Source organism: Geodermatophilus siccatus (genome assembly GCF_900103785.1).
Classification (GTDB): domain Bacteria; phylum Actinomycetota; class Actinomycetes; order Mycobacteriales; family Geodermatophilaceae; genus Geodermatophilus; species Geodermatophilus siccatus.
Genome location: NZ_FNHE01000012.1, coordinates 51,483 through 75,283, shown reverse-complemented (window position 1 = coordinate 75,283; position 23,801 = coordinate 51,483). Strand labels below are relative to the sequence as shown.

Here is a 23,801-nt window from a genome sequence, read left to right as displayed (position 1 = left end):
CCCCCGGGCCGCTCGGGTGAGCTCTCCCACGCGGGCTCAGGTGCGGCCGAGAGCGGACACGCGCTCCTCGCGGGCGGCGCGCAGCAGCGGCACCAGCCGCGGGTCGCGGAGGTCCTCGGCCCGGCGCACGGTCAGCTTGCGGAACGCCTTCCCGGTGCCCTCCAGCAGGCCGCCGTGCTCCAGGTCGGCCCCGTGGTTGAACCCCAGGTTCAGGTGCCGGGCGAACGTCGCCAGGTAGGCGTAGTGCTCGCTGTTCTTGGCCGGCCCGACGCCGTAGCCGACCGTCCCCTGGTGCGGCCAGACGACCCGGACGACGTCCGGGTGCACCTCCCGGACCAGCGCGTCGGCGGCACGCACCAGCTCGGCGACCCCGGGCGCGAGCCGGGCCAGCAGGACGTCGAGGTCTGCGGTGGTCATCCCGGGAGTGCACCACCCCGGTCCCGTCGCGCCTCGCCGCCCCTCCGGACGGCCCGCGGCGGAGGCGTGGGGTGGGCCCCGGGCCGGGCGGCGAGCCGACCCACCCTCTCCCGGAGCAGCCGAGGTGCCCGACGCCCCTTCACCCTCCGCACTCGGCTCATAACGTATCGGTCACGCATGGGCTCGGCGGCCGACCCGGAGGCGGTGGCGTCCGCCACGCTCCCCGCCCACGGAGGCGCCCGTCCGGACCGACCGGGAGCGCTGGTCGCCACCGGCCGGAGGATCGGCATGCGCAGCCCCATCACCCGACGCGAGGTGCTCGTCGCCGCCCTGGGCACGGGAGCGGCCGCCGTGCTGCCGCGGACGGCGTCGGCGTCGGCGGCGGCGGCGGCGGCGACGGCAGGTGGCACGGGGCCAGGCGGCGTGACCGCCGCGGGGCACGCCGCCGACGAGGCGCTGTCCTGGCTCCAGACCACCTACGACCTCGTGCTGGGGGAGAACCTCAGCCCACCGGCCGCCGCCCGCACCTACGCCCACACGGCGATCGCCATGTACGAGGCCGCCGTCCGGGGGATGCCGGGTCACCGGTCCCTGGGCGGTCAGCTGCGGGACCTGACGGCGCCTGCACCGCAGCCCCTCGCCGCGCTGATCGACTGGCCGGCCGCGGCTGTGGCGTCGGCGGCTGCCGTGCTGCGGCGGGTGCTGCCCTTCGCCGGCGTCGGCACGCGGACGCTGCTGGACACGGCCGAGGCCGCGGTGCTGGGCCGACGGCGCGCCGCGGGCGTGCCCCAGCGGGCCCTGGACGCCTCGGTGGCGCACGGCCGGTCCGTGGCGGGACACCTGGCCGGCTGGATCGCCAGCGACGGACACGCCGGGACCGTGGGCCGCCCCTACACCGCGCCCGCCTCCGAACCCTGGCACTGGGTGTCGACGCCGCCCAACTTCCGACCGGCGATCGAGCCCCACTGGGCCGAGGTCCGGCCGATGGTGCTCACGAGCGCCGACGAGGTCGAGCCGGAACCGCCGCTGCCCTTCTCGACCGAGCCGGGGTCGGACTTCCACGAGCAGGCGGTGGCCGTCCACCGCCAGTCGGTCGCGAACACCGCCGAGCACCGGGCGATCGCCCGCTTCTGGACCGACAACCCCGGGTCGTTCACCCCACCGCCCGGCACGCCGACCGGCCTGCCGTCCGGCCACTGGATGCTCATCGCCGGCCAGGCGCTCGCCCTGCGCGGGGCGCGGCTCGACGTCGCGCTCGACACCCTCGCCGTCACCGGGATCGCCCTGCACGAGGCGTTCCTCAACTGCTGGACCTGGAAGTACCGGTACCACCTGCTCCGCCCGGTCACCTACGTGAACCGGTACCTCGACGCGGGCTGGTCGAGCCTGGTCAACAGCCCGCAGTTCCCGGAGCACACCTCGGGGCACAGCGTCGCGTCACCGGCGGCCGCCGCGGTGCTCACCGACCGGCTGGGCACCTTCGCCTTCACCGACCACTCGCACGACGTCCGCGGCCACGTGCCACGCACCTTCGCCTCGTTCCACGACGCCGCCCAGGAGGCCGCCCGGTCGCGGCTGTACGGCGGCATCCACTTCCCGCACGCGATCGAGGCGGGCCTCGCCCAGGGCGAGCAGGTCGGCGCCCTGGTCCTGCAGCGCGTCCGCACCCGCCGCTGAGTCCCGTCGTCCCCCACCCGGGGGCGCCCGCCGGGCGTCCCGGCGTCCCCGCACGGTCCCGCCGTGCACCAACGGAAGAAGGTCCCATGTCCGCCTCCTCCCTGCGCCGCCTGACGACGGTCACCGCCGCGGCGGCCGCGCTCGCCGTCGCCGTCCCCTCCCCGGCGCTGGCCGGCGACCTGTTCTTCTCCAAGTCCTCGGGCATCCAGGTCTCCACCACCTGGCTCGAGGTCGGCGAGCTGCCGCCGGCGGCCGACGTGCCGGGCAACGCCCACTTCGGCGACCTCTACGTCGAGGACCTCGGCAACGGCCGGGCCCGGGTGTTCGGCACGGTCCACGACGTCGAGTGCGACGAGGGGACGACGCCGCAACTGCCCGCCGGCGGGCACGGCGAGCCGGCCCCTGCGGACGGCCCGTGCCAGCTGCTCGGGACCCGCTTCGTCGAGGGCGGTCAGGTGACCTTCACGGTCGACAAGAAGCTCACGACGGCGAGGCTGACCGGCACGCTCGCGGTCGGCAGCGGGCACGGGGACACGCCGGGCAGCCCGGCAGTGGACATCACCTGGACCGGCGTGGGCGACACCTACAGCGAGCGGCAGAGCGGCACGTTCGTCGACGAGTACGGAACCTGGACCTACCGGTACGACTTCACCGGCCGGGACGCCGTGGTGACCTCGGGCAGCCGGATCGGGCCGATGGTCTTCGACGACGAGCCCGGCGAGTCCTCCGAGTCGCTGCTGGGCAGGTACCGCTCCTCGGACCGCCAGCGCTCCTGACCCGGCCGTGCCGCCGGGCCGCCCTGCGGCCCGGCGGCACACCGGCCCCGACCGCCGCCGTCGGCCGGACCGGGAGGGTCACACCGTCAGGAGCAGCTTGCCGGTGGTCCGGCGTCCCTCGAGGTCCTCGTGCGCGCGCCCGGCCTCGGCCAGCGGGTACCGGCCACCGATGCGGACGTCGAGCCGGCCGGCGGCGACCATCCCCAGCACCGCACCGGCCCGCTCGCGCAGCATCCCCGGGGTCCGGGTGTAGGTGCCCAGCGTCGGCCGCTGGACGTACAGCGAGCCGTGCGACGCCAACTGCTGCACCGACACGGGCTCGGGCTGCCCGCTGGCGGCGCCGTACACGATCATCCGCCCGGTCGGCCGCAGCGCGGTCAGCCCCGCGGCGAACGTCGCCCGCCCGACGCCGTCGTACACGGCCGCCGCACCCTCGCCGCCGGAGAGCTCGCGAACCCGCTCGGGGAAGCCGTCGTAGCCGACCACCACCTCGTCGGCGCCGGCGCCCCGGGCGAGCTCGGCCTTCTCCTCGGTGGAGACGGTGGCCAGCACGGAACCGCCGCGGGCGCGCACCAGCTGGGTGAGCAGCAGCCCGACTCCCCCGGCCGCGCTGTGCACGACCACCCAGTCGCCCTCGGCGACGGGGTACGAGTCGGCGGCCAGGTACTGGGCGGTGCAGCCCTGCAGCACCACGGCGGCGGCGACCTCGAGCGGGACGCCGTCGGGCACCGGTACCAGCTTCTCCCGCGGGGCGGCCACCCGGCCGGCGTAGCTGCCGGCGACGTCGAGCCAGGCGACCCGCTCCCCCGTGCCGACGACGGTGCCGGCCCCCTCTGCACCGACGATCCTGGGCAGGTCGCCGCCGTAGGGCGGACGCCCCTCGCGCTCGTACACGTCGCGGAAGTTGACGCCCACGGCCTCCACGTCGACCAGCACCTGGCCCTCGCCGGGCGCGGGGTCGGGCACCTCGCGGACGGTCAGCACCTCGGGGCCACCGGTCCGCTCCATGAGCACTGCCTGCACGTCGTCCTCCCGTCGTCGGCCGTGCCCGGTGCCTACCACGGACGTCGGGACCGTGCCGGGCGCAGGCGGGAGGTCAGGCCGCGGCCAGCACCGCCCGGGACGCCCGCTGCGGGACGGTGCGGGGAGCCGTGCTCCGGGCCCGCAGGACGGCACAGGTCGCGACCGCGCAGACCAGCCCGAACCCGGCCGACAGCCACACCGTCGGCTGACCGAGCAGCCAGCCGTAGGCCGTCCACGAGGCGCACGAGCCGGCGCCGAGGTACCAGCGCGCCGGGGACATCCCGGACAGGTCCTGGGTCCGGTCGAGCAGGATGCCCACCAGCTGGGGCAGCGCGGCGACGATCCCGACCAGGGTGACGACCGCGCTGAGCCCGGCAGCGACCGCGGCCGTCGCGGCACCCAGGACGACGGCGACGACGCTGACCGCGGCGAGCGCGGCCAGGCCCGCGGCTCCCGCGGCGGTGCGGCGGAGCTGCTGCCCCGTGCGCAGCTGCGGCTGGGCGCGGAGCAGGGCGACGAGGACGGCGGTGTTGCCGGCGCCGACGACGGCGTGGGTGGCGATCTGCGGTCCGTCACCGACGAGGAGACCGAAGGTCAGCCAGCAGAGGTTGAGGCCGACGGCGAGCCAGCTGCCGGTCGGGGAGAGACCGAGCGTGCGGCCGTGCCGGCAGGAGAGCCAGACCTGGGGCCAGACGACGGTGATGCTGAGGGCGGCCGCGGTGGAGCCGAGGGCGGCGATCATGGTGGAGCGGGATCCGTTCGGTGGACTGCGATGGGCGCGGCCACCGGCGGGCTGTCCAGCCACACGCCGGCCCCGGGCACTCGTCGGCGAGCGCGCAGCGGGATTGGCCAGAGGGGTCATCGGCGGCCCGGACCCGTGACGGGAGGCGATCCGGCGTGATCGTCCTGTGACCTCGCTCATCGCCGTGGCGGGGGTCACGCGAGGCCCCGGAGAGCCGTCCGGCGGCCTACTCCCGGACGGCTGCGCCCGCTGTCCGCGGCAGGGTGAGGGCGGCACCGAGCCCGGCGGCCAGCACGGCCGTGGTGACGGCGAAGGCCGTCTGGTACGAGGCGACGTCGGTGAGCCAGCCGGCCACGAGCGGACCGGCGATGGCGCCGAGGTCGGCCGACATCTGGAACACCGCCACCACCCGACCGCCGCGGGCCGGGCTGACGTCGGCGACCAGTGCCGCCGGCACGCTGGCGAGGAACGAGGCGGCCAGCCCGAAGAGGGCCATGGACAGCAGGAAGACCCACAGGACCGGGGGCAGGACCAGGGCCGCCGTCGAGGCCGTGGCCAGCCCGGCGCCCAGCACGAGCGCGGGTCGCCGTCCCCACGTGTCGGCCAGGCGACCCGACCGCAGCAGGCCGAGGGCCTGCGCCACCGAGCCCGCCAGCAGGCCGGCGCCGGCCCACGCGACCGTCCGGCCCAGCTCCTCGGTGACGTACAGCGGCACCAGCGAGTTGCGGACCCCGAACAGCACCCAGCCCACGCCGAGGTTGGCCACCAGGGCGGTCAGGTAGACGCGCGAGCGCAGGGCCGTCCGCAGGCCGACCGGGTCGGCGGCGGCGAGGTCGGGACCGGTTCCCGCCGGGGCCGCCGACCGCTGCGGGGTGACGGACGGGCGCAGCAGCACCATGGCCACCGAGCCGGCCAGGATGAGGAAACCGGCGTACAGGAAGAAGGGGAGGCGCGGGGAGAGCTCGGCGAGCAGCCCGCCGGCCGCCGGGCCGGCGATCCCGCCGAGGATGAACCCGCCCTGCCACGTCGCCGCGGCACGTCCCCGGTGCGAGGGCGGGGCGACCCGCAGCAGCAGCGACAGGGCGGCGACGGTGAACATGGCGCTGCCCACGCCGCCGGCCGCACGGAGGGCGAGGAACAGCGGGAAGGACGTCGCCAGTCCGGCCAGCCCCGTGGTGACCGCGACGATGCCGAGGCCGGCCGAGAGGACCGTGCGCTCGCCGAACCGCTCGACCAGGGAGCCGCCGCCGAAGGCGGACACGAAGCGGAAGAACGCGAAGGCGCTGACGGCGAGCCCGACGGCCGTCGTCCCGACGCCGAAGGCCCGGGCGAACAGCGGGATGGCCGGTGCGACGACGCCGAAGCCGAGCGCGACGACGAAGGCGACGACGGCGAGGATGCCGACCTCACGGGGCAGCTCCCCCCGCCCCCGCCACGGCACCCCCGGATGCTCGCACGGGGCCGGCCGGGGCCCGTCGAGGGCCCAGGACCCCCCCGGGGCGGACTGCCCCGCACCTGCTCCCGCGTGCTCGCCGTGGACAGCGTGTTCTCCAGCCACGTGCGCAGCGCGGCCCCGGCGCGCCACCCCGCCGGCAACACCCGGCACCCGACGCGCGTCCGTGCGGTCCCGCTGCACGACCCGGACGGCACGGTCCGCGGCTGGCTCGGCCTGAACGCCGACCTCGAGGACTCCGCCGAGCGACCTGACACCCGCGAGCCGGCCTCCCCCCTGCCGGGTCGCCTGGCGTCGGCTCGGGGGCGGTGGGTGCGCTGACCCCGGGCGCCACCGGGTGCGGGGGCCGTCGGGACATCGGGCCGGTGCCAGGACACGCGCAGCAGTGCTGTGTCAGGCACCTGACACAGGCGTACCTTCGGTCGGGTGGCGACGCGACCCCTTCCCGACCGGCGCCACGGCTTCGGCGTCGTCGCGCTGGCCGCCAGCGCCGGCGGTGTACGGGCGCTGCGCACGGTCGTGTCCGGGTTGCCGGCGGACTTCCCGGTGCCGGTCCTGGTGGTGCAGCACCGCGGCCCCGGCACGCCCGAGCTGCTCAGCGACCTGCTCGGGGCCCGGGCGGCCCTGCCCGTGCGCACCGCCGCGTCCGGACCCCTGCTGCCCGGGGTCACCGTGCTGCCGGCCGGGACCACTGCGGAGCTCCACCCCGACGGCCGACTGGCGCTACGGGCCTGCCCGACGGCCAGGACCGCCGACGACCTCCTCACCAGCGCCGCTGCCGCCTTCGGCCGGCGGGTGCTGGCCGTGGTGCTGACCGGACGGCTGTCCGACGGCGCCGCGGGCGTGCGCGCGGTCCGCCGGGCCGGCGGCCGCGTGCTGGTCCAGGACCCGGACGACGCCGAGGCGCCGGGCATGCCCAGCGCGGCCCTGGCCACCGGCTGCGTCGAGCACGCCCTGCCCCTGGACCTGGTCGCGCCGGCTCTGGTGGCGTACGCGATGGCCCCGGGCGCCGCGGACCTGCTCGCCGTGCCGATCCCGCCGTGGGCCCGCCTGGGCCCGCCTGGGCCCGCGTCCGCCCGTCCCGGCATGACGTCCGTCCTCCAGGGGTAGCTCCTCCCGGCCCGGAGCAGACGGGACCGCCGGTCCCCGGAGGAGAGGCACGTGTCCACGCCGACCGGCAGCACGCCCCCGGACCCGCGACGCAACCTCCTGCTCGGCGCCCTGCCCGAGGACGAGTACCGCCGGCTGCAGCCCGCCCTCGAGCCGGTGGAGGTCGACGTCCGCCAGCAGCTCTACGAGCGCGGCAAGCCCATCGAGCACCTCTGGTTCCCCGTCGATGCCGTCCTGTCGCTGCTGGCCACCGTCGAGGGCGAGGCGGCGGTCGAGGTGGCCACGGTCGGCTACGAGGGCATGGGCGGTCTCCCCGCCTTCCTCGGGACGGCCGAGAGCCCGCACGACACCTTCGGCCAGATCGCCGGCACGGCCGTGCGCCTCCCGACGGGTGAGCTGCGCCGGTTCCTGTCCGGGGACGGCGCGCTGCACGACGTGCTGCACCGCTACACCCTGGCCACGATGATCCAGCTGTCGCAGAACGTGGCCTGCAACCGCCTGCACACCACCGAGGAGCGCTGCGCCCGCTGGCTGCTGCAGACCCGCGACCGCGTCGGCGCCGACGAGTTCAGCCTCACCCAGGAGTTCCTCGCCCAGATGCTGGGCGTGCGGCGGGGCACCGTCTCGCTCACCGCGGGCGTGCTCCAGCAGGCCGGCGTCATCCGGTACACCCGCGGCAGGATCACCGTCCTGGACGCCGACGCCCTGCACGAGGCGGCATGCGACTGCTACGGCATCGTCCAGTCCGAGTACCGGCGGGTCGCGGCTGCGCCCGAGGTCTGACCCCCGCGGGGGTCGCTCCCGTGGCCGAGGCAGAGCACCGGCCCGTGACGGCGATCGGCTCGGCACCTCGACGGCGGTACGTGTCCAGGACCACCGGTCCGCCGGCCGGCGTCGCCGGCGGATGTCGCCCAGGCTGCGACCGGCCTCGGTCGGCCAGTGCAGCGGGCCGTGCACCTGGGGCGTCTTGCCCGCGGCCTCCTCCAGGGCGAGCCGCGCCAGGCCCCGTCGGCGAGCATGCGTCGCCGTCCGACTCCCCAGGAGCGGGGCGGTGACGTCGTCCTGCCAGGTGGCGTAGCGGCGTCCGGGTCCGGCGTCGAGCCGCTCGGCGACGGAGGCTTAGCAGGTCGGTCGAGGGTGCTGGGAACTCCAGGGGCTCTCCCCGCTCTCCTGGCGACCGGCGCGATCGACTGACCGTCCTGCCGGACGGCCGCGATCCCGTCACGCCGGAACTCCTTCGGGGGCTCGGGCCCGGTGCTGATCCTCCCGGCGAGGCCGCAGCCCCACGGGCGAGGAGTCGACCGAACCCTGGCAGTCCCGACTCAGCCGATCGTCCGAACGGCTGCGACACGGAGGCCAGATCGACGGGCCGCCCCACCGTCCGACCGTCGGTTGCGTCCCGGTACGGCAGCATCTCGGCCATGATCAGGAACAGTGACGGCCCCACCAGCGTCTACGGCGACGGCCGGGTCATGGCCCTTCCCGACGACTGGCGACCGGTCGAGCCGTCGATGCTCGACACCGCACTCGCCATGACCCAGCGGGCCTTCACCGGGGAGCAGGGCTCGGTCGAGCACGCCGTGGACCGTCTGCTGAGGTACTACGACCCGAACGGGGGGTACGCGGGAGCGACCTTCCTCGGGGTGCCGGTCGCGGACGACTACGCGGTCACCGCCGCGGACCTCTGGGCGGTGACGACCTTGGAGATGAAGGTCCCGCCGGATGCCGGACGGCGCCTCCTCCACCCCGGACCGCTCCGCTCGATCGTCGAAGCACGACTACGAGACCTGCCGCCCGAGTCAGCCCTGTCGGCAACAACGCCGACGCTGCTCGAACACATGAGTGACCTCTACAACGCCATCCGGACGATGCTGCCCCGTTTGGGCAACAGGCCGACCAACCAATGGGTCCTCTCCGCGAAGACGTGCGCCCGAAAGCGGCCGGAGCTCTTCCCGGTGCGCGACTCGAAGGTGTGCACATACCTGTCGGACAACCGCACCATGGGCGGTCGACCCGGCCAGCTCGGCTGGTTCACTCGGGACATCCAGGTGCTGGCGTACCTCATCACCCACCCTCTCGTGCAGGCCGGACTCGGTGAAGCCCGCGCTGCACTCCGCGAGGCGCAACCGACCTGGTCCATCGACCAGTCCGACCTGAGGCTGCTCGACGTCGTCCTGTGGAGCGAGGCCACCGGCGTGTAGTGACCCGAGCACTGAGGGGCGAGGTCCATGCGGACCCCGCCCCTCAGTCATCCCGCCACGATCCTCACCAGCACGGACTGCACCGCACCCCGCCGCACCGCACCACCCAGATCGTCGACCACGCCCTGGCGGTGCTCGCCGCCGGCGCCGCCGACCTGCTCACCGGGCCCGACGCCGAGCGGTTGGCCGCCTTCGGCTCCCCGCCCTGCAACCGCTACCTGCTGCGGACCCACGGCCGTCGTCAGTGGTGCTCGGTGCGCTGCGGGGACCGCGCCCGCGCGGCTCGCGCCTACGCCCGGCGCAGCCAGCTCACGGGCGCCTGACGACCGTCCGGCACAGGGCCGGAGCGCCGCCGGCAGCCCGGCACGCGGGGCCGTGCCGTCGGCGGACGCAGTCCGGCGCGGCTCAGTGGTCGTGCCCGTGGCCGTGCTCCCCGGTCGGGCGCCGCTCGTGCGCGGCATGCCCGTGCCCACCGCCGTGGAACTGGTGCACGACGGCGTGCCCCTTGCCGCGGCCGATGAGCCAGCGGTTGACCGGCACGGTGACGACGAACGCGACGGCCAGGGCGAACGCGAGCGAGCCCCAGAACAGCCAGCTGCCCAGGCCGGCGTCCATCGCGCCGGGCACCAGCAGCATGACCGCGTTGTCGACGATCTCCATGACGGTGATCGAGACGGTGTCGGCGGCCAGGGCGACCGGGATCGCCGCGCGCAGCGCGAGCCCGGAGCGCATGACCGGCCCGATGGTGAACGAGTAGCCGAACACGAACGCGAGCGCGACGGCGAGCGCGATCGTCGGGCCGTCGGACCAGCCCAGCGCGGTGCCGATGACCATGCCGAGGACCTCGCCGATCGCGCAGCCGGTGAGGCAGTGCAGGGTGGCGGTCATCGCCAGCCGGGTCAGCGCGGCGCCGGTCGGGCGCTGCTGGTGCGTGGAGTGGTCCATCGGTGCTCCTCGAGCGGTGAGGTGAGCGGAGGGTTCTGGGGAATCAGGCCGCTGGGGCCGTGGTGCAGGCGGCCTCGGTGGCACGCTGGGCGCTCCGGGTGGTGACGGCGACGCCCACGACGGCGGCAGCCACCACGAGCAGGCCGGCTCCGGCGAGGAACGCGGTCGTGTAGCCGTGGGTCAGCGCCTCGGTCGCCCGGGCCGCGATGCCGGCGTCGTTGCCGGCGAGCCCCTCCTGCAGGGCCTGCGTGGCGCCGGGCAGGCGGCTGGTGGCCGCGGCTGTGGAGATGGTGGCCAGCACGGCGACGCCGAGCGCCGCGCCGATCTGCTGGGCGGTGTTCAGCAGCGCCGAGGCGACACCGGCCTGGTCCTCGGTGACACCGTGCACGGCGGTGAGGGTCATCGGCATGAAGCCCATGCCCAGGCCGAAGTAGGTGAGGAGGAGGGCGGGCAGCACCTGCGTGGCGTAGGAGGAGTCGACGGTCAGCGTGGACAGCCAGAACAGGCCGCCGGCCGCGATCAGCAGGCCCGGGGCGGCGACGGCGCGCGGCGGGAGGTGCTCGACCAGTTTGGTGCTGATGCCGGCCGCGAGCACGATGCCGACGGCGACCGGCAGCGAGGCCAGGCCGGCCATCACCGGGCTGAACTGCAGGACCTGCTGGATGTAGAGGGTCAGCAGGAAGTAGGTGGCCATCAGGCCGCCGCCGATGAACAGCACGGCCGCGTAGGAGCCGGACCGGTTGCGGTCGGCGAGCAGGCCCAGCGGCAGCAGCGGGTGCGCCCGGCGCACCTGCAGCGCGAGGAAGACGGCCAGCAGGACGGCGGCGATCACGAACGCGCCCACGGTGACGGCGTCGGTCCAGCCGTGCTCGCCGCCCCGGGTGATGCCGTACACCAGGGCCAGCAACCCGCCGGTGCCGGTGACCGCGCCGGGGGTGTCCAGCCGGCCGGTGCGGCGCTCGGCCTCGACCAGCGCCCGGGTGCCGGCGAGCACCGCCAGGCCGATGGGGACGTTGATCAGGAAGACCCATCGCCAGCTCAGCAGCCCGGTCAGCACCCCGCCGAGCAGCACGCCGACGGTCATGCCGACCGCGGACATCGCCGCATAGACCGCCATCGCCGAGTTGCGCGGCCGGCCCGTGGGGAAGGTGGTGGCGATGAGGGCCAGCACGTTGGGGGCGACCAGGGCCGCTCCGACGCCCTGCAGCCCGCGGGCGGCGATGAGCAGCTCGGCGTTCGGGCCGAGACCGCCCAGCAGCGAGGCGGCGGTGAACACGACCAGGCCGATGCGCAGCACCCGCCGGCGCCCGTACAGGTCGCCGAGCCGGCCGCCGAACAGCAGCAGCGCGCCGAACACCAGGACGTAGGCGTTGATGATCCACGGCAACGCCGACGCGGAGACGCCCAGCTCCCGCTCGATGCTCGGCAGCGCGATGTTGGCGATGGTGTCGTCGAGAACCAGCATCAGCTGGGCCGTGGCGATCACCAGCAGGGACGGACCCAGTCGGCGGCCGCCGGCGGAAGCCTCGGGCGCTTGTGACTGGGCGGGCGGTGCGGCTGACATGCGACAACTCCAGGCGTGCGAGATGGGGGGTACCCCCCGGCCGTATCCGCTACCAGATGTACCCCCTGGGGGTACCCCCATGCAAGAAGGCGTGAGAGACCTCACGGGCGGCCGGGCGACGCCAACGGGCGAGGCCGCACTGGACCACCTGACCGTGACCACGTTCCCGCCTCGCGTGGAGGTCCTCTGCGCCCCAGCGACCACGTGGACCAGGGGGCCCGCCTGGCCGGATGAGCCGCGCCCCGTCACGCTGCCGAGCGCCACGGCGCCCGGTGGCGGCTCTGACCCGGTGGGCCGTCTGCGCGATCCCCCGCCCGCTCAATCCGGCTTGAGCTGCTCGGCGGGCAGCCAGGTCTCCACCAGCACCGGCCCGGTGTCGCCGGCGACGGTGTGGGCAACCCGCCCGTGCCGGCCGTGCTCCCACTGGCGCCACTCCCCAGCAGGCCCGGCCAGATGCCCGGTTCCTCCGGTGGGTCGCGCACCCAGCAGTGCCGACCGTGGCCGTGTCCGGCCGGGCGCCGGCCGTCCCGCCCGCGCTCGGGCGGCGGCCGGGGCGGGCCGGGCGGCGGGGGGACCCCGGACCGCGCGGCGCGGTCGGCGAGCGACTCGCCGGGCCGGCCCCGCCGCATGCCCCCGGTGATCCGGCGATCGTCGCACGGACCCGAATGCGTGTCCGACCCGTGAGCGGGCCGCTGGCCGGTACCGACGGGCGGGACGACTGCCGTCGCCGGCCGGCTGCCGACGGCGCCGGTGGGTGAGCCACGACCGCGTCCACCTGCTCGCCCACGCCGCCGCCGGGGCGATCGAGGTCGGCATCGCCGGCCGCCCGCATCGCATGCGCGGCCACGCCGTCCGCCGCTACGAGCCCATCGCCGAGCGACCGGCACCGGCCACGAGGCCGTGATCGCCGGCCAGCGGGGGTCCGCGCCGGTCGACACGGCGGGACCGTGGGCAAGGCCACGGCAACCTTTCCCTGACGTGAGGGTTAGGTTGTGTGAGTCAGCGGCGCCCCCGAGCACCGTGGCACCCGGGCGCCGGGCCACGTCCCGCCGGCGGACACGACGTCCCGGCCGGCACGGCCCCGGCCGCTGGTGCAGCGCCGCACCACGCCTCAGATCTGCGGCACCGACCCGGTGCTGTACCGCCGCGCCCCGTGGGCGCCCCAACCGGAATCGGTGGCATGTCCTCTGCTCTGCCCGCGCCGGCCCGCCCGCGCCTGACCCGTCCCGCCTGGCTGTCGCCGGCGGTGGCCCGCACCGAGATCCTCGCCGGCCTGGTGGTCGCCCTGGCGCTCATCCCCGAGGCGATCAGCTTCTCCATCCTCGCCGGGGTCGACCCGCGCGTCGGCCTGTTCTCCTCGTTCGTCATGGCCGTGGTCATCGCCTTCACCGGCGGCCGCCCGGCGATGATCACCGCCGCCACCGGCGCCATCGCGCTGGTCGTCGCCCCGCTGGCCCGCGACCACGGGCTGCAGTACCTGCTGGCCGCGGTCATCCTCGGCGGCGTGTTCCAGGTGCTGCTGGCCGCGGCCGGCGTGGCCCGCCTGATGCGGTTCATCCCGCGCAGCGTGATGGTGGGCTTCGTCAACGCCCTGGCGATCCTCATCGCCTCGGCGCAGCTGCCGCACCTGATCGGCGTGCCGTGGCTGGTCTACCCGATGGTCGCCGCCGGCCTGGCGATGATCTTCCTGTTGCCGAGGCTGACCACGGCCGTGCCGGCGCCGCTGGTGGCGATCGTCGTGCTCACCGGGCTGACGGTGACCGCCGGGTTCGCCGTGCCCGACGTCGGCGATCAGGGCGAGCTGCCCGACAGCCTGCCGTTGTTCCTGCTGCCCGACGTGCCGTTCACCGTCGAGACGCTGGGCATCATCGCCCCCTACGCGCTGGGCATCGCGTTCGTCGGGTTGATCGAGTCCCTGATGACCGCGCGGCTCGTCGACGACCTGACCGACACCCGCTCCAGCGGGACCCGGGAGTCGTGGGGTCAGGGCGTGGCCAACGTCGCGTCCGGCCTCTTCGGCGGCATGGGTGGCTGCGCGATGATCGGCCAGACCATGATCAACGTGAAGTCCGGCGCGCGGACGCGGCTGAGCACCTTCCTCGCCGGAGCGCTCCTGCTGGTGCTCGTCGTCGCCCTCGGCGACGTCGTCGCGATCATTCCGATGGCCGCGCTGGTCGCGGTGATGATCTTCGTGTCGGTCGCCACGTTCGACTGGCACAGCCTGCGCACCATCCACCGGATGCCCCGCAGCGAGACAGCGGTGATGCTCACGACCGTCGCCGGCACGCTGCTCACCCACAACCTCGCCGTCGGTGTCGGCGCCGGCGTGCTGGTCGCATGCGTGCTCTTCGCCCGACGGGTGGCGCACCTCGCGGAGGTCACCAGCACCGACGCCCCCGGCGGCGACGTCCGGGTGTACCGGGTCAGCGGAGCGCTGTTCTTCGCCTCCAGCAACGACCTCTACACCCAGTTCGACTACGCCGGAGACCCCGAGCGGGTGGTCATCGACCTCACCGACGCCCACGTCTGGGACGCCTCCACCGTCGCCGCTCTCGATGCAATCACCCACAAGTACGCCACCCGCGGCAAGACCGTGGAGATCGTGGGCCTCACCGGCCACTCCGCCGACCGCTACGAGCGGCACACCGGCCAGCTGGCCGGGGCGCACTGATGCCCCGCCCCGACCGGCCGACCTCGCCGGCCAGCACGTCCGATGGCGCGGCCGACCGTCCCCCCGCCGGCGACGAAGGAGCGGTGACCGCACGCCCCCGCGCGGGACTGCTGCAGATCGGTCAGGTCGCCGAGCGGACCGGGCTGAGCCTGCGCACCATCCGCTTCTACGAGGAGAACGGACTGGTCGTCCCGACCGCCCGCTCCGAGGGCGGCTACCGGCTCTACAGCGACGCCGACGTCGCCCGCCTCGAGGTCATCAAGCGGATGAAGCCGCTGGGGTTCAGCCTCGAGGAGATGCGGCAGCTGCTCACCCTGCTCGCCGACCTCACCGTCGCCGGCGCGCACCACCGGGAGGCGCTGACCGACCGGCTGCGGATGTTCCACGAGGCCGCCACCGCACGGGTCGGGGCGCTGCGCGAGCAGCTCGCCGTAGCCGAGGGCTTCGCGGCCACTCTCGCCGACCGACTCGACCGCGCCCGGTGATGAGACCCGGCGGTGCCGAGTTGCGACGGCTCCGGAGAGCGGCCGTCGATCGCTCCTCCGGTTGAACCTCGCCGCGGCACGCGCAGGGGTGCGGGGAGGCCGGAACCTACCACCTCCGTCGCATCGATCAGACGTCACCGGCCCGGCCCCAGTGGAACCGGGCCGGTGACGACCTCAGTGGTCGGAAATGTCCTACTGGCCGACTTCAGGACATTGCTGTCCGGAACCGGGAAATGCTGTCCGCGCCAGCAGGGACAATCCCTGGCCGTTCACATCAGCTGCAGCCGCTCGTGGAGCCGCAACCCTCGCAGACGTAGCAGCTGCCGGCCGGGCGCATCTTCGTGCCGCAGGTCATGCACAGCGGCGCGTCGGTGGCGGTGCCGGTGACCAGCTCGAGCAGCTCGGCCGAGGAGTGGGCCTCCTTGACCGGCGCCTCGGACTTCACCTCGGGCTTGGCCGGCCCCTCGGTCGGCGCCGAGCCGCGCAGCGCCTCGAGGTCGACCTCCTCCTCCACGACCGCGGCGGTCGAGGCGGAGGTGCCGTAACCGGACACCTGGGCGGCGCGCTCCTCGGCGCTGAAGATGCCGAGGTTGGCCCGCTTCTCCACCGGCAGGTGGTCCAGCGCCAGGCGACGGAAGATGTAGTCCATGACCGACTGGGCGATCCGGATGTCCGGGTCGTCGGTCATGCCGGCCGGCTCGAACCGCATGTTGGTGAACTTCTGGATGTAGGTCTCCAGCGGCACACCGTGCTGCAGCGCGATCGACAGCGAGATCGAGAAGGCGTCCATGACGCCGGCGAGGGTCGAACCCTGCTTGCCGAGCTTCAGGAACACCTCGCCGAGGCTGCCGTCCTCGTACATCCCGGCGGTCATGTAGCCCTCGGCGCCGGCCACGCTGAACGACGTCGTCATGCTCTGCCGCTTCTTCGGCAGCCGGCGGCGCACCGGCTGCGACGTCGCGGCGACCGGCGCGGCCGCGACCTTGGTGTCGGCCTTCTTCGCCTTGGCGTCGGACAGCGGCTGGCCGACCTTGCAGTTGTCGCGGTAGATCGCCAGCGCCTTGAGGCCGAGCTTCCAGCCCTGGAAGTAGATGTTCTCGACGTCCTCGACGGTCGCCGTCTCCGGCATGTTGACCGTCTTGCTGATGGCGCCGGAGATGAACGGCTGCACCGCAGCCATCATCCGGACGTGGCCCATCGGGGAGATGGCCCGCTCGCCCATCGCGCAGTCGAAGACCTCGTAGTGCTCCGGGCGCAGGCTCGGGGCGTCGACGACGTGGCCGTGCTCGGCGATGTACTCGACGATCGCCTCGATCTGCTCGTCCTGGTAGCCCAGGCTGCGCAGCGCCCGCGGGACGGTCTGGTTGACGATCTGCATGGAGCCGCCGCCGACCAGCTTCTTGTACTTGACCAGCGAGAAGTCCGGCTCGATGCCGGTCGTGTCGCAGTCCATCATGAAGCCGATCGTGCCGGTGGGGGCCAGCACCGAGGCCTGCGCGTTGCGCCAGCCGAAGTCCGCGCCGATCTCCAGGCACGCCTGCCACTCGGCGGTCGCGGCCTTGAGCACGTCGGCGTCGTCGGCGCCGACCGGGCGGATGGCGTCGTTGGCCGCGGCGTGCTTGCGCATCACCCGCGCGTGGGCATCGGCGTTGCGGGCGAAGCCCTCGTAGGCGCCGACGATGCCGGCCAGCTCCGCCGAGCGCCGGTAGGCGGTGCCGGTCATCAGCGAGGTGATCGCCGCGGCCAGGGTCTGACCGCCGCGCGAGTCGTACGCGTGACCGGTGGCCATGAGCAGCGCGCCGAGGTTGGCGTAGCCGATGCCCAGCTGCCGGTAGGCGCGGGTGGTCTCACCGATCGGCTCGGTCGGGAAGTCGGCGAAGCAGATCGAGATGTCCATCGCGGTGATGACCAGCTCGACGGCCTTCACGAAGTTCCGGGTGTCGAACGTGCCGTCGTCCTTGAGGAACTTCATGAGGTTCAGCGACGCCAGGTTGCACGAGCTGTTGTCCAGGCTCATGTACTCCGAGCAGGGGTTGGACGCGTTGATCCGCCCGGTCTCGGGGTTGGTGTGCCAGTCGTTGATCGTGTCGTCGTACTGGATCCCCGGGTCGGCGCACTCCCAGGCGGCCTGGGTGACCTTGCGGAACAGGTCCTTGGCGTCGACGGTCTCGATCACCGAGCCGTCGAGGCGGGAGCGCAGGCCGAAGTCCGTGCCGTCCTCGACCGCGCGCATGAACTCGTCGGAGACGCGGACGGAGTTGTTGGCGTTCTGGTACTGGACGCTGGTGATGTCCTTGCCGCCGAGGTCCATGTCGTACCCGGCGTCGCGCAGCGCGCGGATCTTGTCCTCCTCGCGCGCCTTGGTCTCGATGAACTCCTCGATGTCGGGGTGGTCGATGTCGAGGACGACCATCTTGGCCGCGCGGCGGGTGGCGCCACCGGACTTGATGGTGCCGGCGGAGGCGTCGGCGCCACGCATGAAGCTGACCGGGCCCGAGGCGGTGCCGCCCGAGGAGAGCAGCTCCTTGGAGGAGCGGATGCGGGAGAGGTTCAGGCCGGCGCCCGAGCCGCCCTTGAAGATCAGCCCCTCCTCCCGGTACCAGTTGAGGATCGAGTCCATGGTGTCGTCGACGGCGAGGATGAAGCAGGCGCTGACCTGCTGCGGCGCGCTGGTGCCGACGTTGAACCAGACGGGTGAGTTGAAGCTGAAGTACTGGTGCAGCAGCATCCAGGTCAGCTCGTGCTCGAAGATCTCGGCGTCGCCCTCGCTGGCGAAGTAGCCGTGCTCGCGGCCGGCCTGGCCGTAGGTCAGCACCACCCGGTCGATGAGCTGGCGCAGGCTCGTCTCGCGCTGCGGGGTGCCGACGGCGCCGCGGAAGTACTTCGTGGTGACGATGTTGGTGGCGTTGATGCTCCACTCGGCGGGGAACTCCACGCCGCGCTGCTCGAAGTTGATCGAGCCGTCCCGCCAGTTGGTCATGACGACGTCACGACGCTCCCAGGTCACCTCGTCGTACGGGTGCACCCCGGCGGTGGTGAAGACACGCTTGACCTTCAGGCCCTTCCCCCTGGTCGGCGCCTTGGCGGCGCGACGCGTACGGCCCGACAAGCGATCCTCGGTCTCGGTCACGGAGCTCTCCCTGTGTTGTGGGCCCTGTCGTGTGGGCATCTGCGGCGGCTGGGGAAGAGAGCCGCCCTCTTCTTATCGGGTGGTGCTGACGGTTCTCAGGAGCCGGCGGTGCCGCCGGCGGAGGCGGCCTGGCCACGCCCCCCCACCCGCCGGCGCGCCGGCGGGTCCTGCATGCCAGGCAGCGGCGGGGTGCCGGCGGCGATGTGCCGGGCCCGCAGCTCGGTGATCTCCTTCTCGAAGTCCTCGAGCGAGGTGAAAGCGCGGTAGACGCTCGCGAAGCGCAGGTACGCGACCTCGTCCAGCTCCCGCAGCGGCCGGAGGATCGCCAGCCCCACCTCGTGGCTGGGGACCTCCGCCGCGCCGGTGGCCCGGATGGCGTCCTCGACCTGCTGGGCGAGCTGCTGCAGCTGGTCCTCGTCGACCGGCCGCCCCTGGCAGGCCCGGCGGACGCCGGCCACCACCTTGCTGCGGTTGAACGGCTCGCTCACGCCGCTGCGCTTGACGACGGCGAGGACGGCCTCCTCCACCGTGGTGAAGCGCCGCCCGCACGCGGGGCACGACCGGCGGCGACGGGTGGTCGCCCCCTCGTCGGCCTCACGCGAGTCGATGACGCGGCTGTCGGGGTTGTGGCAGAAGGGACAGCGCACGGCCGATCCCCTCCCCTCGCGACGCGCTCCGGCGCGGGTCCGCCCGGGGGCCGCGGCGACCGCGCGAGCGGCCGGAGCGACGGGACCGGGAGGCCGGGCTGTGGACCTCCCTGGGGACATCTGGTGGACGTCGTGGGGAGGGCCTGAGGACGGCCTGTGGACGGACTTACATCGGTGCAACTACTAGATGTAGGGGAACCCTAGGTCCGGCCCCACTAGATCTGCAAGCCGAACACCAGGCGCGTCGTCCGTCGAGACGACTTCGTGACCACCCGCGCGCACGGGTCACACGCGCCCCGGGAACACGCCGGGGAACGCGCCGCAGCGGTCGCGGGGCGCGCCGGTCGGGTGTGACGGGGCGACCGAACCGCCGGCGCGGGAACGTCATGGGCGGGCGCGGGGACGCCGACCGGGACGCGTCGCACGGGATGCGGGAGCGGGTCCCGCCTCAGGCGCGGAGGGCCTCGCCGGGCCGCCCCAGGCGGGGGCGGGAGGCGCGGTCGCCGAGCCGCAGGGGGCGGGTCAGGCAGTCGGCCTCGATCGCCCGCGGCATGAGCACCGTGGCATCACCCAGCTCCGGACCCGACGCCTCCTCCGGCCGCTCCGCCGCGTCCGCCGCCCGGTGACGCCCGACCCGGTGCCGGCCGGCGGCCGCGCCCGCGGGGACGGCGGGCTGCTCGGCGGTCACGTCGCCGCCGTGGCGGCGGCGACGGCGGCCGGCGGCCGGGGCCGACGCGGGGAGGACGCCCGCCACCCGCTGCTCCCGGGCGGCGGCCTCGCTCAACGACAGCAGCGGGGCGGCCGAGGCGCCCGGCAGCACCTCCTCGCCGAGGCTCGCGAAGGGGTCGATGCCGCTGTCCGGCACCAGTACCGGTGCCGGCCGGGTCTCCGGCAGGCGCACCTCGGCCAGGTCGGTCCAGCTCTCCCGGTCGGCCCCGGCCACGGTCACCCGCACCCACACCTGGCACGAGCCCTGACCGTCGTGCCGCCACCCCAGCAGCGAACCCGGCCACCAGGAGCCCTCGACGAACACCTCGCAGCGCTGCGACTGCTGCGTGAAGACGGCGGCCCGGTTGCCTGAGATCGCTGACACGGAGCTGACCGTAGAGGGACTGTCAGCTACACGGTGTCAGCGACTCGGCACGACGGGTTGACGAACATCGGCGCCGCCTCTTGTCGCTCCTCGACCGCCCCGAGTCTGCCGGGAGCGACCGCGCGACTCAGGGCAGCTCGAGGACCTGACCGGGGACCAGGGCCGAACCCTCGAGGTCGTTGAGCTCCTCGATGGCGTCGACCACCGTGCGCACGTCCTGGTCGGCACCGGCGACCTCCCCGGCGATCGACCACACCGTGTCGCCGGACTCCACCACCACGCTCCGCTCGCCGGCGAGCTGGAGTCCACCGCCACCCGCACCCTCCACGAGTGGGGCCACGAGCGAGCCGAGCGCGACGGCGCCGCCGAGGGCCAGGGCGAGCGCCAGCCGGCGCCCCCGGCGGGTCAGACGCAGCCGCGGGACCGCAGCGCGTTCCGGGGTGGCGCACCCGCCGCGCACCACCCGGGCGGGCACCGGGCGCGATGCGGCGGGACGGCCACCCGAGGAGGTCGGCTCCCGCCGAGCGGGTGCCCGGCCGGCACCCCGGCCCGGGGGAGCCGGGTCCGCGGTGCGCGGCTCCGGGCCCGCCGGGCGGTCGGGCACCGGCCGCAGGTGACCGGCGACGCGGGGCCCGGTCCCGGCCGGACCCGACGCAGCAGGCGTCTGCGGAAGGCGCCCGGACGCGGCCGTCGCCCGGCCCGGGCGCCCGCACCCGGCCGCCCGGCCGTCGTCCACCGACCCGAGCAACGGACGCCACGGGACCCGGACCGTCGCGTCGAACTCCAGCACGGCCTGCCGCACGCTCGCCATGACCTCTCCTCCTCCATCGACCCGGCGCTGCTCGAACACGCGTTCGATCGAACATCCGTGCGATGTCTACCGCATCCCACCGACGGGGTCGACCCGGCACCGCACGCCGGCTTCGAACACACGTTTGAAGTACCGGCTCCGAGGCGCTACGGTCCGTAGCAGCACCCGTCCGCCGTCGCCGCGAGGGCACCGGCGGGGCGGGGCCGGCAGCGGTCCCCGCAGTGGAGCCGGCCCGGTCCGGCTCCCGCCGGGCGGGCGCAGGACGACAGGGCCGTGGCGACACGGCCGGCGAGGAGGAGACGTGGCGGGCACGAGCGGGACGTCGGGCGGCGGTGTCCGGGGTGGAGGCGGCTCGTCGCGGCACGCGTCCGGGAGCCGGACCGCCGCACCGGAGCGGGCCGAGACGGCGTCGGTGCGCACCTTCCCCGACCGGGGAGAGAGCGGCGACGGGCTCACCCAGCGGCAGCGGCGGGTCCTCGAGGTGATCCGCGACTCGATCGAGCGGCGCGGCTACCCGCCCTCGGTGCGCGAGATCGGCGAGGCCGTGGGGCTGTCGTCGGCCTCGTCGGTGGCCCACCAGCTCAGCGTGCTGCAGAAGAAGGGCTGGCTGCGCCGCGACCCCAACCGCCCGCGCGCACTCGACGTCCGCCTGCCCGGCGACACGCCCGGCGCGCCCGCGCCCACGGTGGTGGCCCCCGCCGGCGCCGAGGAGACCCCTGCCCCCACCTACGTCCCGCTCGTCGGCCGGATCGCCGCCGGTGGCCCCGTGCTGGCCGAGCAGGCGGTCGAGGACGTCTTCCCGCTCCCCCGCGAGCTGGTCGGCGAGGGCACGCTGTTCATGCTCAAGGTCACCGGTGACTCGATGGTCGAGGCCGCCATCTGCGACGGCGACTGGGTCGTCGTGCGCCAGCAGCCGACCGCGGAGAACGGCGAGATCGTCGCCGCGATGATCGACGGCGAGGCGACGGTGAAGACCTACAAGCGGCGCGACGGCCACGTGTGGCTGCTGCCGCACAACCCCGCGTACGAGCCCATCCCGGGGGACGACGCCACCGTGCTCGGCCGCGTCGTCACGGTGCTCCGCCGGGTCTGAAGAAGGACCCCGTCCTACCCACCCCTCGCACGCTCGGGGCGGGCCCCGGGACGGGCCGACGAGCCGCCGGCGCGGTGACCGCCGCGCCGGCGGCCGAGCGCCCGACCAGATCGTCAGCCGCTCCGGACGGCAGGCACCGGCCGGAGCGCCGGAGCGAGGGCCGAGACCTCAGTCGCGGCGGCGCACCAGCTTGCCCCCGAGCCAGACGAGCACGCCGGCCACGACGGCGGCAGCGACCGCCGCGGCCACCGGGGGCGGGCCGTCGTCGCCGGACAGCAGGCCGGAGCCCGTGCCGTCCGCGTCCACCGCGGACGACGAGAGCGCCGCCTCGGCCGGCAGCGGCACCACGGTGACGTCGCTGCCCAGCCCCTCCCCCGCCACGACGAGCGCCGCGGAGTCCCCGGTGAAGCTGATCGCCTCGCCCTGGGCCGCCTCGGGCAGGGAGACCCGTCGCGGCTCCCCCGCCAGCGCACCGGCCACGTCCGAGCCGGTCAGCGGCCAGACGTAGGCGTCGGTGTAGGTGCGCAGCGCGATCCAGCGATCGTCGGGTGAGACCGCACCGCCGGTGACCATCAGCTGGCCGGCGCGGCCGACCGGGCCCCCCGGCGTCCCGGTCAGCACGAACTCCACCCCGCCAACCTCGGCGAGGCCGACCGTGCCGTCCTCCACGAGCGCCGACACCGGCCGGTACACCTGGCTGGCGCCCAGCACCTCCTTGGTCACCAGGTACGGCGTCCCGTCGGGGGCGAGCAGCAGCGCCTCGACGTCCCGCGGACCGTCGGGGTACGCCAGCCGGTACACCGAGCTGCTGCCGTCGGCGTGCAGGGCCAGCAGCGCGACCGTCGCCCGGGTGCCGTTGTTGTCGCCGGTGTCGGCGAGCCAGACGGTCCCGTCGACGGCCAGCGCCATGTCCTCGGGGTCGTAGGGGTCCACCGCCGCGGAGTGCACGGTGACCACCGCGCAGGTCCCGTCCAGCACGTAGACGTCGAGTGAGTCGCCGCCGTCGTTGTGCACCAGCATCCGGTCGCCGACCTCGACCAGCCCGGAGACCTCGGGCAGCCGGGGATCGGTGAGCCGGCACCGCGTCGCGGGCGCCGGCTGATCGACCGGTGCGGCGGACGCGGGCTGGGCGGGGCCGAGGGCGAGCGTCAGCGCGAGACCGGTCCCGGCCGCCAGACGTCGCCCCCTGGCTCCGCTACGCGGACGACCGGCCGGCTCGGGCACCGACCCAGCGTGACACCAGGACCGCGTCGAGCAGGTGAACCACGCCCAACAGCAGGACGCCGACGGCCGCTCCGACCACGGCGTCGGTGACCCAGTGGAAGTCCAGGGACACCATGGCCACGCCGGTGGCCACCGGGCCGGCGACGCTGAGCACCCGCGCGGTCCGCTGCACCCACGCCGCGAGTCGGTACTGCACCACCTGCCAGCGGGCGACCCCCCACATAAGCACGGCGTTGGCGACGTGCCCGGAGGGGTAGGAGGCGCCGTCCCGGTGGAAGAACGACCCGGGGTAGGCCGGGGCCGTCCGGCCGGTCCCGTACTTCAACGAGTAGACGACGACGGTGAGCAGCACCAGCGCCAGCAGCACCCGCACCAGCGGGACCACGGTGCGGAACCGCCACCCGAGGTAGCCGACCAGCCCTGTCAGGACGATCAGGATGAAGCCGCGCCCACCGAGCTGGGTCACCGCCCACACCGGCCAGTAGGCGGCCGAGTCCTTCAGGCCCCAGCCGCTGACCACCTCGGAGACCCGCAGGTCCATCCGCTCGAGCACGCCCCGGCCGAGCAGGTCGACGGTGACCACGACGGTGACCACCAGGGCGGCCCCCAGCAGCCACCGCGACGGGCGCCCGACGCGGACGTCGGCGTCGGCGGCGTCCGGCGGGGAGGTCCCGGGACGCCGCCGCACCGCGCCGCTGGTCACGCCGGTCACGGTACCGGGCCGTGACCTGACCGTGAC

23 protein-coding genes are annotated in these 23,801 nt (G+C 74.7%); 11 read left to right on the top strand and 12 right to left on the bottom strand.

From position 1 onward, the window contains the following. Positions 1-36: 36 nt before the first annotated feature. Entirely contained in the window at positions 37-417 is a 381-nt protein-coding gene (locus tag BLS21_RS20020; protein WP_091222682.1) for a DUF1801 domain-containing protein, read from the bottom strand. A 288-nt stretch (positions 418-705) separates the two neighbouring features. Here BLS21_RS20020 and BLS21_RS20015 point away from each other — a divergent pair, with 288 nt between their 5' ends. Continuing rightward, on the top strand, positions 706-2,094 hold the full coding sequence (locus tag BLS21_RS20015) for a vanadium-dependent haloperoxidase (protein ID WP_139177230.1): 1,389 nt from the start codon (positions 706-708) through the stop codon (positions 2,092-2,094). A gap of 86 nt (positions 2,095-2,180) precedes the next feature. Then, positions 2,181-2,870 (top strand): hypothetical protein, encoded by a 690-nt coding sequence (locus BLS21_RS20010; RefSeq protein ID WP_091222677.1) that lies wholly within the window; start codon positions 2,181-2,183, stop codon positions 2,868-2,870. Positions 2,871-2,948: 78 nt separating this feature from the next. Here BLS21_RS20010 and BLS21_RS20005 read toward each other — a convergent pair whose 3' ends face one another. From BLS21_RS20005 to BLS21_RS19995, 3 genes are all read right to left on the bottom strand, one after another. Next, a complete protein-coding gene (locus tag BLS21_RS20005; RefSeq protein ID WP_091222675.1) occupies positions 2,949-3,893 on the bottom strand; it encodes a quinone oxidoreductase family protein in 945 nt (314 codons plus the stop codon). Positions 3,894-3,966: 73 nt separating this feature from the next. Further along, entirely contained in the window at positions 3,967-4,635 is a 669-nt protein-coding gene (locus BLS21_RS20000; RefSeq protein WP_091222672.1) for a SemiSWEET transporter, read from the bottom strand. 226 nt (positions 4,636-4,861) lie between these two features. Continuing rightward, the gene (locus tag BLS21_RS19995; protein ID WP_091222670.1) at positions 4,862-6,076 is read right to left on the bottom strand and encodes an MFS transporter; all 1,215 of its coding nucleotides are present in this window, start codon (positions 6,074-6,076) and stop codon (positions 4,862-4,864) included. Between the two features lie 84 nt (positions 6,077-6,160). Here BLS21_RS19995 and BLS21_RS19990 point away from each other — a divergent pair, with 84 nt between their 5' ends. From BLS21_RS19990 to BLS21_RS26020, 5 genes are all read left to right on the top strand, one after another. Next, entirely contained in the window at positions 6,161-6,409 is a 249-nt protein-coding gene (locus BLS21_RS19990) for a hypothetical protein (protein ID WP_091222667.1), read from the top strand. A 105-nt stretch (positions 6,410-6,514) separates the two neighbouring features. Then, positions 6,515-7,198, top strand: coding sequence for a chemotaxis protein CheB (locus BLS21_RS19985; protein WP_091222665.1), 684 nt, complete (start codon positions 6,515-6,517; stop codon positions 7,196-7,198). Positions 7,199-7,249: 51 nt separating this feature from the next. After that, positions 7,250-7,981, top strand: a complete 732-nt coding sequence (locus tag BLS21_RS19980; protein WP_091222663.1) for a Crp/Fnr family transcriptional regulator — start codon at positions 7,250-7,252, stop codon at positions 7,979-7,981. A gap of 638 nt (positions 7,982-8,619) precedes the next feature. Beyond that, on the top strand, positions 8,620-9,399 hold the full coding sequence (locus tag BLS21_RS19975) for a DUF6308 family protein (RefSeq protein WP_091222660.1): 780 nt from the start codon (positions 8,620-8,622) through the stop codon (positions 9,397-9,399). 131 nt (positions 9,400-9,530) lie between these two features. Beyond that, the gene (locus tag BLS21_RS26020; protein WP_245700613.1) at positions 9,531-9,722 is read left to right on the top strand and encodes a CGNR zinc finger domain-containing protein; all 192 of its coding nucleotides are present in this window, start codon (positions 9,531-9,533) and stop codon (positions 9,720-9,722) included. An 82-nt stretch (positions 9,723-9,804) separates the two neighbouring features. Here the strand turns inward: BLS21_RS26020 and BLS21_RS19965 are convergent, their stop codons facing one another. Both BLS21_RS19965 and BLS21_RS19960 read right to left on the bottom strand, forming a co-directional pair. Further along, on the bottom strand, positions 9,805-10,344 hold the full coding sequence (locus tag BLS21_RS19965; protein ID WP_091222655.1) for a DUF4396 domain-containing protein: 540 nt from the start codon (positions 10,342-10,344) through the stop codon (positions 9,805-9,807). A 43-nt stretch (positions 10,345-10,387) separates the two neighbouring features. Further along, complete coding sequence (locus BLS21_RS19960) at positions 10,388-11,908, bottom strand: MFS transporter (RefSeq protein WP_091222652.1); 1,521 nt, start codon at positions 11,906-11,908, stop codon at positions 10,388-10,390. Positions 11,909-12,662: 754 nt separating this feature from the next. On the opposite strand from BLS21_RS19960, the gene BLS21_RS25310 reads away from it, so the two are divergent. The 3 genes from BLS21_RS25310 (at position 12,663) to BLS21_RS19945 (ending at position 15,064) form a co-directional block, all read left to right on the top strand. Beyond that, a complete protein-coding gene (locus BLS21_RS25310; protein ID WP_175479668.1) occupies positions 12,663-12,812 on the top strand; it encodes a hypothetical protein in 150 nt (49 codons plus the stop codon). Positions 12,813-13,088: 276 nt separating this feature from the next. Further along, the gene (locus tag BLS21_RS19950) at positions 13,089-14,579 is read left to right on the top strand and encodes a SulP family inorganic anion transporter (protein ID WP_091222649.1); all 1,491 of its coding nucleotides are present in this window, start codon (positions 13,089-13,091) and stop codon (positions 14,577-14,579) included. A gap of 83 nt (positions 14,580-14,662) precedes the next feature. Continuing rightward, a complete protein-coding gene (locus BLS21_RS19945) occupies positions 14,663-15,064 on the top strand; it encodes a MerR family transcriptional regulator (protein WP_245700612.1) in 402 nt (133 codons plus the stop codon). 274 nt (positions 15,065-15,338) lie between these two features. On the opposite strand, the gene BLS21_RS19940 is transcribed toward BLS21_RS19945, so the two are convergent. The 4 genes from BLS21_RS19940 to BLS21_RS19925 all read right to left on the bottom strand — a co-directional run bounded on the left by BLS21_RS19940 (position 15,339) and on the right by BLS21_RS19925 (position 20,409). Next, the gene (locus BLS21_RS19940; RefSeq protein WP_091222644.1) at positions 15,339-18,194 is read right to left on the bottom strand and encodes a vitamin B12-dependent ribonucleotide reductase; all 2,856 of its coding nucleotides are present in this window, start codon (positions 18,192-18,194) and stop codon (positions 15,339-15,341) included. A 95-nt stretch (positions 18,195-18,289) separates the two neighbouring features. Next, the gene (gene nrdR, locus BLS21_RS19935) at positions 18,290-18,841 is read right to left on the bottom strand and encodes a transcriptional regulator NrdR (protein ID WP_091222641.1); all 552 of its coding nucleotides are present in this window, start codon (positions 18,839-18,841) and stop codon (positions 18,290-18,292) included. 448 nt (positions 18,842-19,289) lie between these two features. Continuing rightward, entirely contained in the window at positions 19,290-19,934 is a 645-nt protein-coding gene (locus tag BLS21_RS19930) for a hypothetical protein (RefSeq protein ID WP_091222639.1), read from the bottom strand. 127 nt (positions 19,935-20,061) lie between these two features. Further along, positions 20,062-20,409 (bottom strand): LysM peptidoglycan-binding domain-containing protein, encoded by a 348-nt coding sequence (locus BLS21_RS19925; RefSeq protein ID WP_091222946.1) that lies wholly within the window; start codon positions 20,407-20,409, stop codon positions 20,062-20,064. Positions 20,410-21,046: 637 nt separating this feature from the next. On the opposite strand from BLS21_RS19925, the gene lexA reads away from it, so the two are divergent. Beyond that, positions 21,047-21,838, top strand: a complete 792-nt coding sequence (gene lexA, locus BLS21_RS19920) for a transcriptional repressor LexA (RefSeq protein ID WP_139177225.1) — start codon at positions 21,047-21,049, stop codon at positions 21,836-21,838. 168 nt (positions 21,839-22,006) lie between these two features. On the opposite strand, the gene BLS21_RS19915 is transcribed toward lexA, so the two are convergent. Then, positions 22,007-23,062: a hypothetical protein gene (locus BLS21_RS19915; protein WP_175479667.1), complete on the bottom strand. Its 1,056-nt coding sequence runs from the start codon at positions 23,060-23,062 to the stop codon at positions 22,007-22,009. Beyond that, positions 23,034-23,765: a phosphatase PAP2 family protein gene (locus BLS21_RS19910; protein ID WP_245700611.1), complete on the bottom strand. Its 732-nt coding sequence runs from the start codon at positions 23,763-23,765 to the stop codon at positions 23,034-23,036. The genes BLS21_RS19915 and BLS21_RS19910 overlap by 29 nt, the downstream gene beginning before the upstream one ends. Positions 23,766-23,801 lie beyond the last annotated feature (36 nt).